The following is a 14,361-nucleotide window of genomic DNA, read 5'->3' on the forward strand; positions in this document are numbered from 1 at the left end:
AACTAAAAGTCCAAATGAAGTTATGGCATATCTTTCAAAGGTGAATTTTCGTACACGAGGTCATACTAAGGAAGCAACAAAAATTTAGATAGAGGAAGTGAGGGACAACAAATGGATGACAGAAAAAGGACGGATTTGCCTCATGACCAGGTTGCACAGGATAATGATGGGTTTACTTCTTCCGAAGGGGATTATAGCTCTTCAGAGTTTGATGAGAAAAGAGAGACGAGCTTAGATGATTCTCCATACGCTGCTGAGGTAGACAGAGATTCTGATGAATCAGGATACTACGAAAATGATTTTTTAACCGGAAAAACGTATTTCTCTCCCGAGGATTATAATGAGGAATCAGCTGCTGAAATTGCTCCACCTTTAAATCGTTCGTCAGTGGATGAAAATGACTCAGATGAATTGGTGAATGAGGAGCAGGTTAGAAACATTGAGTATATGGAGGAAAAAGAAGCTGGAAATACGGCGCTAGGCTGGACAGCGTTAGTTGTTTCAATCGTTTCCCTCTTCATTTTACCCATACTTGCCGGTACGGTAGGAGCTGTTACAGGCTTCTTTGCTTTAAGAAATGGAGCTAGAACCTTAGGAGGCTGGGCGATAGCCATAGGTGTATTTTCCATCATTATGAGCTTGTTCATCTCACCATTTGTGAGATAGAGTAAAAAGAGTGCTACCTTAGATTGTTTTAAGGTAGTACTTTTTTATACTAAGAAAAACTAAGACTTTCGTCATGACTTGGCGACAAGCCAAGTTTTTCTTACAGTCTAAGAATTTATAAAATTTGATACAATGATTTCTTCAAGTTTTATAAATTCTGGCTGCATGTAAAAGCTTCCTCTAATGATGGACTAGACGACTTCTTCGAGAGGGCTTCGATAGAAGCTTTTCTTATGACATGAATCTTTAGCTCTTTTAGTGTAAAAAATTATATGGTAAGATGAGTAACGAATTCATTACTTGCAAACACGACACCTAAAGGAGTAGAAGGATGAACGTATATTTTGACAATAGTGCTACAACCAAACCGTCTAGGGAGGTTCTTTCCTCTTTTTTTCATGTACAGGAACAATTCTATGGCAATCCTTCCTCCTTACATCATTTAGGTGTTGAAGCAGAAAAGCTTATGGAGAAATCACGGGCTGTATGTGCAGAGCAATTAGGAGTCAAAGGGTCTGAGCTTATATTTACGTCAGGCGGCACTGAAAGCAATAATTTAGCTCTTAAGGGCATTGCGCTAGGATACAAACATAGAGGCAAACATATTATTACAACACAAGTTGAACATCCGTCTGTTTATGATGCTTGTAAGGATCTAGAGGCAACCTTTGGTTTTGAAGTCACGTATTTACCTGTTGATCAATATGGGGTTGTCAGTGTTGACGAACTGGAGAAATCGATTCGTCAGGATACCATTTTAGTCAGCATCATGCATGTTAATAATGAATTGGGTAGTATCCAGCCAATTCAGCAGATAGGAGATATTCTAAAGGAGTATCCTTCTATTTTCTTCCACGTGGATCAGGTGCAGGGAATCGGAAAAGTACCTCTTTCAATAAAAAGAGCAAGCATAGATCTCCTTACTTTGTCCGGTCATAAGCTTCACGCTCCAAAGGGAATCGGACTTCTTTATGTGAATGAAAGGATAAAGCAGTTCTATTCTCTTTTCCACGGTGGATCACAGCAAAGCAACAAGCGAGCAGGAACGGAAAACGTGGCTGGAGCCGTGGCATTTGCTAAAGCATTAAGGCTTGCTTTGGAGGAAGAAGGGGAAGTGGTCAAACACCTATCTTTTTTAAAACAAGAATGCTTGAAAGGCTTGCAGGAATTAGAGGGAGTTGTTAGTCTGACACAAATTAATGAGTGTTTTGCTCCACATATTATTAATGTAGCCTTCTTGGGAATTAAACCAGAGGTGCTCGTCCATACATTAGAAGAGCAAGGGATATATGTCTCTACAAAGTCAGCCTGCTCATCAAAATCAGATTTACCAAGTCGAATTCTTTTAGCTACAGGGCTCAAGGAAGAAGTAACTAAGTATGCTTTGCGTATTAGCTTTTCTAAAGACAACACACTTGAAGAAGTGACCTATTTTAACCAGAAAATTAAAGAAATTATTCCATACTATCATAAAATATTGAAGGTGTAAAGATGATTACAAACAACAGTAAAATCGAATTTATTTTAATCCGTTTTGGAGAGCTTGCTTTAAAGGGTAAAAACAGAAACAAATTTGAAAGTCAGCTACAGGATAACATTAAAAATCAGCTTAAGGATTTTAAAATTAAAATCAAGCGTACGTTTGGCAGAATGTATGTGTATTTAGAAAATGATGCTGATTATGAAAAAGTCCAACAAAGGTTAAAAACGGTTTTTGGTATTAAATCCTTCAGTCCTGCAAGAAAAGCCGAGCTTGAGCTTGAGGATATACGGAGAGTAGCGTTAGAAATGCTCCAGTCTCTACCACAAAAGCCGAATACATTTAAGGTGAATGTACGACGTCCGAATAAATTTTTCCCTCATAATTCGAGCGAAATGAATCATCTTGTTGGAGCACATCTTCTCATCCATACAGAAGATATCAAGGTTAATGTTCATCAACCAGAGGTAGAAGTATTTATTGAAATACGCGAGGACGCAGCTTATATTATGTGTGAAAAAATTGAGGGAGCTGGAGGGCTACCCGTAGGTACAAGTGGTAAAGCTATGCTAATGCTTTCCGGTGGAATTGACAGTCCAGTAGCTGGATATTTGTGCATGAAGAGAGGGATTAGAATAGAAGCTGTGCATTTTCATAGCTACCCCTTTACAAGTGAAAGAGCGAAGCAAAAAGTCGTGGATTTGACCAAAAAGCTAGCTTATTTTGTAGGTCATATCAAGCTCCATATTGTTCCGTTTACAGAAATACAGACACAAATTAAGCAGCATATCCCGGATGATTACAGCATTACCATCATGAGAAGGTTTATGCTACGAATTACTGAGCAACTAGCCGAGCAGCAGAAAGCGTTGGGATTAGCTAGTGGGGAAAATGTAGGTCAGGTCGCTAGCCAAACGATGCATAGCATGAGAACCATTAATGAAGTGACTAACTATCCGATAATAAGACCACTGGTCACAATGGATAAATTAGAGATTATAAAAATTGCCCAAGATATTGATACGTATGAATTGTCTATCCTTCCTTATGAGGATTGCTGTACGATTTTTCAGCCAAAATCACCAAAGACAAGACCAACTATAAAACAATCAACCTATCTAGAGAATAAACTAAATGTCGAGCAATTGATTGCAGACGCCGTTGCTAACACAGAGGTCATGATTATGTCTGAGAAGGAAGAAAAAATCATGAATAAGCAGACAAAACAGCATGCGCAGACCAATCAGGTAGAGAAAAAAGACATAGATGAATTATTCTAATCAAATGGTTTTCTAAAAAAAAGACCATCTCAATCCAAATTTTGGTTTGAGATGGTCTTTTTATAATCTAATGGTGAAATAGGCAATCTTCGTGGGATTTGATATCATGTTTTTTTCACATATGCTTTCTGACAGCAAGGATAGCTTCCTCTAATGAAGGATTAGACTATTTCTTCGAGAGGGCTACGATAGAACCTTTCCTTATAATTTCAAGCAAAGAATCAAATAATAAGTAAAAACATATGTGGAGGATACCAATGAAAGCAATTATCCTAACCTTTTGGGGAATTTGGGATTGGATTTATTTTCAATTAAACCGGATGGAATATGTCAGCAAGGCCGACAACCTTTTTCGAATTGTTAGGAAAACCTATAAAGGACCAGACCTGCAAACCCAAACAGGAAAGTGGATTACTAAGGGAGATCAGATATTGAAGCTACATCTGTACAATTACCGTCTGGCAAAGGAGCTCCATCAAAATCCGAATCGTTCTTTAGCTATCTACTTAAAAAGAAATATAGAACATTCTTTATTTGGTCTAAGTGTGTTCACTCAGCAGCTTCCGGAAAAAGATCAAATCAAAGGTATTATAGGTACTTCTTTATTAAATCGCGGGGCAGAACGCTTTGGGTTTCGCACGTATGACGTAGAAAAAAGTTTTTATTTTTCTATAAAGCACTATTTATATAAAGTCATCTGTTTGCTTGTTCATCCTGACGGTACATTGTTTTTAAAGCGACACGGAAAAAGATTAAAATCCAAACATATGATCATGTCTCTAGATGAGCTAACGGAACGGTATATGCTTGAAGGAGATTTTATACTTGAAGGTGATCTTAAATGAAAAAAAAGCTGATCATTTTTACTGAAGAAAAGGTAGGAGAAGGACATTATCAGGCGGCAAAAGCAATTGAAGCGGTTATAAAAGAAAAGTTCTCTAATCAATTTACAACTAAAATATTCTCGGGTATGTCTAGTGTGCATAAGTTAATTGAAGCCTGTGTTGTGCCCCTATACTTTTTTATGATTCATTATTGTCCCTGGCTTTGGAAATGGATGTATGGGAAGAATAAAAAGAGCTCTTTTTTTCAGAAGTATGTATTTGCCCTTAAACTGAACAAATTAATGGAGGAGGAGCAGCCAGATTATATTGTTTGTACACACGTAGCCTGTGTACCTGCTTTGAATGAAATTAAGAAAAAAGGGAAGCTCTTCTTTAAGCTGATTGTTGTCTTTACTGATTATGGCTTTCATCCGTCATTCATTCAAGAAAATATTGATTATTATTTCGTAGCTCATCAAAAAGTAAAAAACACATTGGTGAAGGAATATCAGGTAAATTCAAACCAAATTTTCGATTTTGGTATCCCGCTTCGTCCAGAATTTGATAGACCAATTGCTTCTATCCATGAAAATGTAATTCTTATGAAGGATAAGAAGAAATTTCACCTTCTGATTCTTGGAGGAGCTACTGGACATGGACCTATTGAAAGAATCATTCATTTATTTCACCCATTATTATTAAGACAGCCATTGAGAATTACAGTAGTTACCGGTAATAATCGAAGGCTATACAAGAGACTAAATCAAATTTACTATCCACATTTACATGTATTCGAATATGTTAAAAACATGGAGATTTTGCTTTCTCAGGCTGATATAGTCATCACCAAGCCCGGAGGATTAACAGCAGCTGAAGCCATCGCTTGTGGCACACCTATGCTTCTAATTAACCCGATTCCTGGTCACGAAGAGACAAATTATCGCTTTCTTCAGGAGCTTGAGTTAGCCCTCTGTGTGAATGATTTAGAACAAATTCCAGATGTTATCAGCCAAATGTATGGTCAGAAAGAGCAATGGGAAAATTGGAAAAAATGGCTGAAGGAGCAGCACACTGAACATGCTGCTTTGCGCATTATCGAAACCATTTCTCTATCCAGCCCTTAATTCTCATACTTCAATAATCAGTTTCTCCTCTATTATGAAAGGAAAACTCAGTCCCATGTCGAATATCTTTGTCATGGAGGTGCTCACATGAATGTTAATCAATCAAACAGAGATAAGCTAATACAGCACATGAAAGCATTTGACACAGAATTAACGAACGATGTACTCCTAATTACCCATCCTAAGCATGTTTATTATTTTACTGGATTTTATACGAATCCACATGAGCGATTTATGGGGTTATTTTGGCATAAAGAGCAAGGGTGGACCTTAATCCTTCCTAAGCTAGACGCTCAAGCGGCTAGTAGCAAGGTGGACGAGCATGTCTCACTGATTTCCTACTCCGACGAGCAGGATCCAAAGGCAAAGGTCCATGAGTGGCTTCAAAAATTACAAATTGATAATTATTGGTTTGAGGACAATTTTTTAACCTTTGATCGGGTTCTATGGCTACAGGAGGCCAGACCAGAAGCTAGCTGTAAAAGCTTAGCATCGTTTGTAAATGCTATTAAGGCGATCAAGACAAGTGCTGAGATTGAATTATTACAGGAAGCTGCGAACAAAACAGATAGTGTTCTTAAGCAGGCTTTACAGCAATTCAAGTTAGGAATGACGGAAAGTGATGTAGTAGCAGAAATTGAATTTCAAGCGAAGAAGCATGGAGCAGAGCAGATGTCCTTCGGAACCTCAGTTTTAGGGGGATACAAATCTGCTTTACCACATGGTAAGGCTGGTGCCGAAAAATTAACCCAAGGCTTTATGCTCATTGATTTTGGTATTGCACTGGCGGGCTATACGTCTGATATGACTAGAACCTTCCATATTGGACCATGGCAAGAGGAAGCATTGAATATCTATGAAACAGTATTAAGAGCGGAGAAGGCTGCTATTGCACAAGCTAAAGTAGGCATGACATTTGAGGAGCTAGATTCCATTGCACGAACAATCATTTCTGAAGCTGATTTTGGGGAGTATTTTGTTCATCGCTTAGGACATGGCTTAGGTACAGATGTTCATGAGTATCCTTCTATCAGCAAAGGGAATACAGATAAGATTCAGGAAGGAATGGTTTTCACCATTGAGCCAGGGATATACGTTCCTGAGTTTGGCGGAGTTCGCATAGAAGATGCCGTTTATATGACTAGTGAGGGGGCAGTTGCGCTTACATCCTTCCCGAAAGAAAGCAAGGACGTTTTACTTTAGGTTTCCATGAATTGCCCAAAAATTTGATGCATGGTTTTCACCGAAAATCCACATGATAGTAGTACCGGAGGAGGTGAACAACATGGCAAACAACAATTCTTCTAATCAATTATTAGTACCTGGAGTACAACAAGCTTTAGACCAAATGAAATATGAGATCGCTCAAGAATTTGGTGTTCAACTTGGACCAGATGCAACTTCTCGTTCTAACGGTTCTGTTGGAGGAGAGATCACTAAGCGTCTAGTTCAAATGGCTGAAGGTCAACTTGGTGGTTATTCAAAACAATAATGAATGGATAGAAGGAACCAGCCTTAGGGCTGGTTTCTTTTTATGTACATTCTACTTGACATCTGTTCTGCTCATGAAATAATGAAGAAAAAGGGGAAGAGGTCAGAGCTATGTCAGAACAGATATTTTTTAATGCGAATGTGTATACGCTGGATCAGCAGAAGGAACGAGCAACGGGAGTGTATACGAAAAACGGCCAAATTCTAGAGGTCGGAGATGGAGAACAGCTGAAAGCAAAGTATGCTGGTTTTGAAACTGATTTAATAGATGTCCAAGGAGGAATGATGATTCCTGGTCTTGTTGATTCCCATATGCATTTGATTGCCCATGGGATGAAGCTTCGATCAGTCGATTTTTCCAGCTGTACAGACGCTTTAGAAATGAAACGAATGCTTGAGGAAAAGATCGCCATGACTGCTGAAGGAGAATGGATTATCGGTAGGGGCTGGAATGAAAATAATTTTGCTGACAGGAAAATATTCAGTAAAACTGAATTAGATGAGATGACCTCTAGGCATCCTATTTTTCTGACTCGAATATGCGGACACGCGTTTTTAGTTAATAGTATGGCTCTAGCTGCAGCAGGCCTTGATCAGCACTCGCCTGATCCAGTAGGAGGAAAGCTTGAGAGAGATGCAGCAGGTCATCTGACTGGTCTACTTTTGGAGAATGCGGGACCAATGATTCAACAGCATATTCCTGCGGAAATGTATGAAGAATTAAAGGCTTCTTTGGAAGCAGCTATTTCGGATTGCTGGAGAACAGGGTTAGTAGGCTGTCACTCAGAGGATGTGCGATATTCAGGAGGATTCCTACAAACTGTTAAGCTATATGATGAAGTATTACATCAGGATCAACAGCTTTTTCGAGTGAATCAGCTTGTTTATTTTGAGCATATTGATGAAATGCTTCAAGCTGGAAAGAAGTATGGGGATGGGACAGCTTTCTTTGATATTGGAGCAATGAAAATATTTGCTGACGGAGCAATGGGAGGAAGAAGTGCTTTACTTAGCCAGCCTTATTCGGATGACCCAAGCAAGCATGGGGTAGCCATCCATACACAACAAGAGCTTGAACAATTAGTGCAAAAAGCAAGAACAGCTCATCTACCAATTGCTGTTCATACAATAGGTGATAAGGCTTTGGATATGACCCTCCAAGCCATTGAAAAGCACCCTGTACTTTCAGGGCAACTGGATCGCATTATCCATGCTCAGGTTCTCAATCCTCAGCTTATTGAAAGAATGCAGAGGCTTGCTCTTATTGTTGACATTCAGCCCCGATTCGTAGTTGGAGATTTCCCGTGGGTTATGGAAAGACTAGGTGAGGAGCGTTTACCTTGGAGCTACGCTTGGAAGACACTTTTAGAATCAGGGTTGATTTGTGCGGGTGGATCTGATGCTCCAATTGAACCAATTGATCCGTTACTTGGATTACACGCAGCCGTTACTCGTACAAAACCAGAGGAATCGTTTCACGAGGGGTATATCCCTGAACAAAAGCTAACGCCTCTAGAGGCACTACATCTCTTCACTACAGGGAGCGCTAAGGCTGAGCAGAAGCTTCATTTAAAGGGAACCATTACGCCTGGGAAGCTTGCTGACTTTACTATATTAGATCAAGACTTGTTTACTCTTCCAAGCACACAATGGTTAAAAACAAAGGTGATAAAAACAGTTGTGCATGGAAAGGTAGTCTATGAAGCCTAAAGCCTAATAATGCATTCTAAAGCAAGCAATGAAGCGTTTTTATTTCATTCGAGTGAATGTTTTATAAAAGACTAGTCGATACTTGGGCTAGAGGTGATCATCATGATGCTTGTATTGGTTTCTTTACTTCTAGCCTTTGCCATCTTGTGCTTTATATTTTATTGGACAACACTGGAGATCTTCATTCAGTCCAAACGTAAAGGGAAGGACAATTATTTTCATGTTCGCATCAGAGCATGGTTTCGTCTTATTGAATACGATACTGAGATTCCCATCATTAAGCTTTCTGAGGATAAACCTGGAGTGGAATATGATGTTAAAGCAGAAAGTCCAACAAAGAAACTAGACGAAAAAAAAATCTCCATTACTTTATCAGACGTTGTGACTTCTTTTCAAAAGCTACATGATTTTATTCAAAAGGTGTATGGTCTACATATCATTGTCAAGCATTTACTAAAAAACGTGCGCCTTAAGCAACTAGAGTGGAAATCAACAATTGGTACTGGTGATGCAGCTGAAACTGGGATGTTAAGTGGGTTAGCATGGGGAATAAAAGCAAGCTTTGTTGGTTTTTTCGCATCGTATACAACGCTGCAATGTCTTCCTAATGTACAAGTCATTTCATCTTTTCAACAAAAAAAGATGGACTCCAATTTCGTATGTATGTTTCGCCTAAGGATAGGGCATGCTATTTTAGCAGGAATTCGAATTGCATTACATTCTAGAAAAAGGCGTGATGTGAAATGGCAGAGCACCCAATTCAGGGCTTAATGAAAACAGCTATGGAAAACCTTAAAGAAATGGTCGACGTGAATACGATCGTTGGCGATCCAGTTGAAACACCGGACGGTAGTGTCATCCTACCCGTTTCAAAAGTTGGCTTTGGCTTTGCAGCAGGGGGTTCAGAGTTCGTAATTGAAGGGGATTCATCTTCTACACTTAACCAAAACGGATCTTCAAACCAAGATCTTCCTTTCGGTGGAGGTAGTGGAGGAGGGGTATCCATTACACCCGTTGCCTTTCTAATCGTTAACTCAACCGGAATCAAAATGGTGCATATTGATGGTCAAACTCACTTATATGAACGAGTATTAGATTCTGCTCCCCATTTGTTCGAAAAGATTCAAGGAATGCTAAAGAAAGACAAAAGAGGGAACGAGCCGCTTGGGCGTAAATCCCACGATGATGATCTAGGTATCTAAATAAATGTGTTGGGTGTTTACTCAACACATTTATTTTTTTTAAAACATTTTATGTTTCGCGTTGTACATACATGAATTAATTTTGTCTAAATCAAGACGATTTGTAGAAAGATTTAGGTAAGCGTATTCTTTGTGCGTTTTTACTTTGCAATACCAAACATTGATTGGTATAATTCAGTTCGAAAAGATCCTTATTGGAGAGGGAGATGGGACCATATGAATCAGATGAATCAAAGCATTGAACTAATCTATAGCATGCTAGATCAATCAAGCAGCTATATGTCGAAGCAGTTTGATAAATCTTATTTAGATGCCCTAATTGACAGTGCTGAACAGCTGTTTCAGCAGGAAATGCTTATAGACATGAATGCGGAGCAGGCTGCAAAGCTTCAAGAGATATATGATAGCTTCAATGAAGAAGCTTATTCGAAGGAAGAAATGCGCAGAGGGTTTCAGTTAGCCGTACTTAAGGGAATGAAGGAAATGTATACATTGCCTGGTGCCGGAGTAACCGCTGACTCTGTTGTGATGTTTGTAGGCTACTTAGCACAGAAATTTTTGTCAGCTGCAAGGGGATCATCATCAGAACAAGATAAGCCTTTAGTTATTTGTGATCCAGCTGTTGGAGCAGCCAATTTATTAACGGGAGTATGTAATGCTCTTGGGATTCCGACAATAGGCATAGGAGCAGAGGTTGACCCTACAATGGTTAGGCTTGCTTATGTGAATACTAACCTACAGCAGCATGAAACGGAGCTTTTTCATCAAGACGGATTAAAGCCATTATTTACAGATCAATGCGACATGATTGTGTGTGACTTACCCATAGGAATCTACCCAAACGACAAAGTTGCTCAAACATACGAGTTATATAAAGAAGATGAGGTTTACACTCATCACCTATTTATCGAACAGGCCATCCGTCACGTTAAAGCTGGAGGATATATGTTTTTTGTTATTCCTAATACACTTTTTTCGGAACCGGGAGCAGACAAGCTAAGAGCGTACATTACGAATCAGGCTCATATTCAAGCTTTGCTTCAATTACCGAGTGATTTATTTCAAAAAGGAAGTATTCAAAAAAGCATTTTTATCCTACAGAAAAAAGGTGAACAGGTAAAGAGGCCCGACCAAACGTTATTAGCTCAATTACCACCCTTCTCCAATCAGAACAGAATCATTGACAAGCTTCAACAGATTAATGAGTGGATACAAAAAGAAAAAGGTGGATGAAGTAAATGAGTAAAATCTTAGTCATGAATTGTGGGAGCTCTTCAGTAAAATTTCAAGTTCTCCAAATGCCTGAAGAGAACGTTTTGGCCAAAGGTGTGTTTGAACGGATTGGTTTAGATCAAGGACATTATAGTATTCAATTTAATGAAACGGAGAAGCTCAAAGAAGATAAGAATTTTTCCAATCACGAAGAGGCTATACAGCTTTTAGGGAAAAAGCTTCTTGAACTAAAAATTATTGAAAGCTATAGCGAAATTCAAGCTGTAGGACATCGTGTTGTGCATGGTGGAGAAAAGTTTCATGATGCAGTGGTCATTACCGATAAAGTGATTGCTGATATTGAAGCCTGTACTGATCTAGCTCCTCTGCACAATCCTGCTAATCTAACTGGAATTTTTGAATGTCAGAAGCTGTTACCTAATACGCCAGCAGTGGCCGTTTTCGATACAGCCTTTCATCAAACAATGCCTGAGTCATCTTACCTATACAGCTTGCCATATGAATACTATGAAAAGTACGGAATTAGAAAATACGGGTTCCATGGAAGCTCACATAAATATGTCACACAGCGTGCGGCAGAGCTTTTACAGCGTCCAATTGAACAGCTTCGTTTAATCAGCTGTCATATCGGAAATGGAGTAAGTATAGCAGCCGTTGAAGGAGGGAAGTCCATTGATACGTCTATGGGCTTCACACCTCTTGCTGGGGTGGCTATGGGAACTCGTTCAGGAAACATCGACCCTGCCTTAATTCCTTTTATTATGGATAAGACGGGTAAAACGGCGAATGAAGTTGTTTTTGATATTTTGAATCGTAAAAGTGGAATGCTAGGTGTCTCAGGAATTTCAAGTGATTTAAGAGATATTGAGGATGCCGCTCAAGAAAAAATAGGTCGTGCTGAAACAGCTTTAGAAATTTTTGCATCTCGTATTCATAAGTATTTAGGAAGCTATACAGCCAGAATGTACGGAGTAGATGCCATTATCTTTACAGCTGGGGTTGGAGAAAACAGCTCAGTGATTCGAGAAAAAGTGTTAAAAGGCTTAGAGTTCATGGGTGTATATTGGGATCCTGCTTTAAATAAGGTAAGAGGTAAAGAAGCCTTTGTTAACTATCCACATTCACCAGTTAAAGTTATTGTAATCCCGACAAATGAAGAAGTAATGATTGCTCGAGATGCTATCAGAGTTCTTGCTAATCATTAAAAATATGAGGGAGTGATTATATTATGAACAATAAAATTCCAGTGGGGATATCTAATCGTCATATTCATCTATCCTCTGCTCATCTAGCTTCTTTATTTGGAGAGGGCTATGAGCTACAGGAGCTTAAGCCGTTATCGCAGCCAGGGCAATATGCTGCACAGGAAACGGTGACTATAGTGGGAGCTAAAGGAGAAATAGGGAATGTTCGTATTCTAGGACCTATCAGGCCGAAAACTCAAATTGAAATTTCTAAGACAGATTCCTTTAAGCTAGGGGTGGCTCCACCTGTACGTGATTCAGGTGATACAGCTGGATCACCAGGACTTAAGGTTGTCGGTCCAAAAGGAGAAGTAGAGCTAGAGGAAGGCGTTATTATTGCAGCCAGACACATTCATTTCCATCCTTCTGATGCCAAAAGCTTTGGAGTTGCTGATGGTGACAAAGTAAGTATCCGCACGCAGGGAGAAAGATCTGTCGTTTTTGAGAATGTGCTTTGCCGTGTCCATGAACAGTATGCTTTAGATTGCCATTTGGATACAGATGAGGGTAACGCAGCTGGGCTAAAGACAGGAGAATTCATTGAATTGATCAAATAATGAATAAGCACTAATAGTTAAAAAGTCTCTTTTCGTTACTTCAAGCCTATGGATTTGAAGTGAAACAGAATGGGGGCTTTTTTAGTTTGATCCTTATTAAGGGCTAGCTGAGGTATGATATAATGCAAGAAAATAGATCATACTAAACAGTCAAGGCTATTCATTGAAATTAGGAGGTCGTGAGTGCTAATGAAGAATCAAATTGTAGAATTTATTGGGCAGGGGAATATGAGCAAACGACTCGAAGAACTGGATAAGAAGTTTTCAGAGTGGATGGACTTACTCCCATCGGAATATCAAAAAATAGCAGTTGAAGCTATCGATCAGGTGATGTTTGCTTTGGCCAATTTCTGTCAGCAAAAGGCCGCAGTAATAGAGACTGAGCATAAAATTATGGTTGAAGCTAGGTTATTTCATGAGCAGATTGAAGCCATCGAGGATATGCAGAAATTATCCATACAGCAATTGGAGTTTATGGAGAGTAAGATTAGAAGCCGTTTTAGCAAATATGCTTTAGCGGAAGGAGGAATTGCCGGTCTAGGCCATCCATTGGGTTTATTGCTTGATTTTCCTGCACTATTAACAATTAATCTAAAAATGGTCCAATCCATAGCAAGTACATACGGGTATTCCCTCCGATATCCACCAGAGCAAGCCCTTGCTTTGAAGGTTCTTCATGCAGCCTCTTTACCAAAGATGTACGAGGAGGAGGCATGGAGCTGGCTTATAGCAGAGCTTTATGATCAACTAGATGAGGATTTTCCTTTCTATCAAGAGGATCAGGGAACCATTATTCAGCGTGAGTGGTTACAGACCTTAGCGAAGCAATGGATAAAATCTATTGGATTGTACGGCTTAAAGAAGGCTACTAAACAGAAGTATTCCATTGTAGGAGCTGTACTAGCTGCAGGAGCAAATTATCAATTTACTACACATATTGGTCAGGTTGCTTCTCGATTTTATCAATATCGTTTTCAGGCTAGTAAGGAAGAAGCCCAAACTGGGCCGATTAAATAAAGGAGAGATAAGAAGCTATGAGTGTTTCTAAACATAAAAAAGAAGCCCCATCACAGGTGAAGTGTATGGTCATTACTGTCTCTGACACACGAACGGAAGAGACGGATAAAAGCGGAAAGCTGATGAAGGAGCTTTTATCTGAGAAAGGGCATGTTGTTTCGCAATACGAAATTGTACCTGATGAGCCAACACTTATACGTCAAGCTGTCTATACAGGACTAGAGGATGAAGAGGTGCAGGTCATTTTACTTAACGGTGGGACAGGAATAGCCAAAAGAGATACAACGGTTGAAACGCTACAGAAGCTATTAGAGAAAGAAATGCCTGGGTATGGGGAGATTTTCCGCTATTTAAGCTATGTGGAGGATATCGGATCGGCAGCCATCTTGAGTAGAGCGATTGCTGGTACGGTTCAAGGAAAGGCTGTTTTTTCTACTCCAGGATCATCTGGAGCTGTTCGCTTAGCCATGAACAGAATTATTTTGCCAGAGTTAGGGCATGTTGTGCGAGAACTTGAAAAAGATAAATAAAAC

15 protein-coding genes are annotated in these 14,361 nt (G+C 39.4%); all 15 read left to right on the forward strand.

The window, feature by feature from the left end:
- The first annotated feature begins 111 nt into the window (after positions 1–111).
- Entirely contained in the window at positions 112–666 is a 555-nt protein-coding gene (locus J2S11_RS19895) for a hypothetical protein (protein ID WP_307397599.1), read from the forward strand.
- Between the two features lie 331 nt (positions 667–997).
- Positions 998–2,155 (forward strand): cysteine desulfurase family protein, encoded by a 1,158-nt coding sequence (locus J2S11_RS19900; protein ID WP_307397601.1) that lies wholly within the window; start codon positions 998–1,000, stop codon positions 2,153–2,155.
- A 2-nt stretch (positions 2,156–2,157) separates the two neighbouring features.
- On the forward strand, positions 2,158–3,426 hold the full coding sequence (gene thiI / locus J2S11_RS19905) for a tRNA uracil 4-sulfurtransferase ThiI (RefSeq protein ID WP_307397603.1): 1,269 nt from the start codon (positions 2,158–2,160) through the stop codon (positions 3,424–3,426).
- 257 nt (positions 3,427–3,683) lie between these two features.
- Positions 3,684–4,271, forward strand: a complete 588-nt coding sequence (locus J2S11_RS19910) for a YkoP family protein (RefSeq protein ID WP_307397605.1) — start codon at positions 3,684–3,686, stop codon at positions 4,269–4,271.
- Positions 4,268–5,374 carry an MGDG synthase family glycosyltransferase gene (locus J2S11_RS19915; RefSeq protein ID WP_307397607.1) on the forward strand — a complete coding sequence of 369 codons (1,107 nt, stop codon included), beginning with the start codon at positions 4,268–4,270 and terminating at the stop codon, positions 5,372–5,374. Before J2S11_RS19910 ends, J2S11_RS19915 begins: the two co-directional genes overlap by 4 nt.
- Positions 5,375–5,461: 87 nt before the next feature.
- Complete coding sequence (locus J2S11_RS19920; RefSeq protein WP_307397609.1) at positions 5,462–6,577, forward strand: aminopeptidase P family protein; 1,116 nt, start codon at positions 5,462–5,464, stop codon at positions 6,575–6,577.
- A gap of 82 nt (positions 6,578–6,659) precedes the next feature.
- Positions 6,660–6,866, forward strand: coding sequence for an alpha/beta-type small acid-soluble spore protein (locus J2S11_RS19925; protein ID WP_307397611.1), 207 nt, complete (start codon positions 6,660–6,662; stop codon positions 6,864–6,866).
- A gap of 110 nt (positions 6,867–6,976) precedes the next feature.
- The gene (locus J2S11_RS19930; protein ID WP_307397613.1) at positions 6,977–8,575 is read left to right on the forward strand and encodes an amidohydrolase; all 1,599 of its coding nucleotides are present in this window, start codon (positions 6,977–6,979) and stop codon (positions 8,573–8,575) included.
- Positions 8,576–8,677: 102 nt separating this feature from the next.
- Entirely contained in the window at positions 8,678–9,346 is a 669-nt protein-coding gene (locus tag J2S11_RS19935) for a DUF2953 domain-containing protein (protein ID WP_307397615.1), read from the forward strand.
- Positions 9,319–9,777 (forward strand): GerW family sporulation protein, encoded by a 459-nt coding sequence (gene ytfJ / locus J2S11_RS19940; protein WP_307397617.1) that lies wholly within the window; start codon positions 9,319–9,321, stop codon positions 9,775–9,777. Before J2S11_RS19935 ends, ytfJ begins: the two co-directional genes overlap by 28 nt.
- 216 nt (positions 9,778–9,993) lie before the next feature.
- A complete protein-coding gene (locus J2S11_RS19945) occupies positions 9,994–11,010 on the forward strand; it encodes a class I SAM-dependent methyltransferase (RefSeq protein ID WP_307397618.1) in 1,017 nt (338 codons plus the stop codon).
- A gap of 5 nt (positions 11,011–11,015) precedes the next feature.
- Positions 11,016–12,215: an acetate kinase gene (locus J2S11_RS19950; protein ID WP_307397621.1), complete on the forward strand. Its 1,200-nt coding sequence runs from the start codon at positions 11,016–11,018 to the stop codon at positions 12,213–12,215.
- Positions 12,216–12,238: 23 nt separating this feature from the next.
- Positions 12,239–12,811: a phosphate propanoyltransferase gene (locus J2S11_RS19955; protein ID WP_307397623.1), complete on the forward strand. Its 573-nt coding sequence runs from the start codon at positions 12,239–12,241 to the stop codon at positions 12,809–12,811.
- Between the two features lie 189 nt (positions 12,812–13,000).
- Positions 13,001–13,828: an EcsC family protein gene (locus J2S11_RS19960; RefSeq protein WP_307397625.1), complete on the forward strand. Its 828-nt coding sequence runs from the start codon at positions 13,001–13,003 to the stop codon at positions 13,826–13,828.
- A 17-nt stretch (positions 13,829–13,845) separates the two neighbouring features.
- Entirely contained in the window at positions 13,846–14,358 is a 513-nt protein-coding gene (locus J2S11_RS19965; RefSeq protein ID WP_307397626.1) for a MogA/MoaB family molybdenum cofactor biosynthesis protein, read from the forward strand.
- Positions 14,359–14,361: the final 3 nt, after the last annotated feature.

The organism is Bacillus horti (assembly GCF_030813115.1).
GTDB classification, from domain to species: Bacteria; Bacillota; Bacilli; order Caldalkalibacillales; family JCM-10596; genus Bacillus_CH; species Bacillus_CH horti.

Bases quoted from the DNA above. Each gene is read 5' to 3' on its own strand.
- J2S11_RS19895 (WP_307397599.1), top strand. From the start codon at position 112: ATGGATGACAGAAAAAGGACGGATTTGCCTCATGACCAGGTTGCACAG.
- J2S11_RS19900 (WP_307397601.1), top strand. From the start codon at position 998: ATGAACGTATATTTTGACAATAGTGCTACAACCAAACCGTCTAGGGAG.
- thiI (WP_307397603.1), top strand. From the start codon at position 2,158: ATGATTACAAACAACAGTAAAATCGAATTTATTTTAATCCGTTTTGGA.
- J2S11_RS19910 (WP_307397605.1), top strand. From the start codon at position 3,684: ATGAAAGCAATTATCCTAACCTTTTGGGGAATTTGGGATTGGATTTAT.
- J2S11_RS19915 (WP_307397607.1), top strand. From the start codon at position 4,268: ATGAAAAAAAAGCTGATCATTTTTACTGAAGAAAAGGTAGGAGAAGGA.
- J2S11_RS19920 (WP_307397609.1), top strand. From the start codon at position 5,462: ATGAATGTTAATCAATCAAACAGAGATAAGCTAATACAGCACATGAAA.
- J2S11_RS19925 (WP_307397611.1), top strand. From the start codon at position 6,660: ATGGCAAACAACAATTCTTCTAATCAATTATTAGTACCTGGAGTACAA.
- J2S11_RS19930 (WP_307397613.1), top strand. From the start codon at position 6,977: ATGTCAGAACAGATATTTTTTAATGCGAATGTGTATACGCTGGATCAG.
- J2S11_RS19935 (WP_307397615.1), top strand. From the start codon at position 8,678: ATGATGCTTGTATTGGTTTCTTTACTTCTAGCCTTTGCCATCTTGTGC.
- ytfJ (WP_307397617.1), top strand. From the start codon at position 9,319: ATGGCAGAGCACCCAATTCAGGGCTTAATGAAAACAGCTATGGAAAAC.
- J2S11_RS19945 (WP_307397618.1), top strand. From the start codon at position 9,994: ATGAATCAGATGAATCAAAGCATTGAACTAATCTATAGCATGCTAGAT.
- J2S11_RS19950 (WP_307397621.1), top strand. From the start codon at position 11,016: ATGAGTAAAATCTTAGTCATGAATTGTGGGAGCTCTTCAGTAAAATTT.
- J2S11_RS19955 (WP_307397623.1), top strand. From the start codon at position 12,239: ATGAACAATAAAATTCCAGTGGGGATATCTAATCGTCATATTCATCTA.
- J2S11_RS19960 (WP_307397625.1), top strand. From the start codon at position 13,001: ATGAAGAATCAAATTGTAGAATTTATTGGGCAGGGGAATATGAGCAAA.
- J2S11_RS19965 (WP_307397626.1), top strand. From the start codon at position 13,846: ATGAGTGTTTCTAAACATAAAAAAGAAGCCCCATCACAGGTGAAGTGT.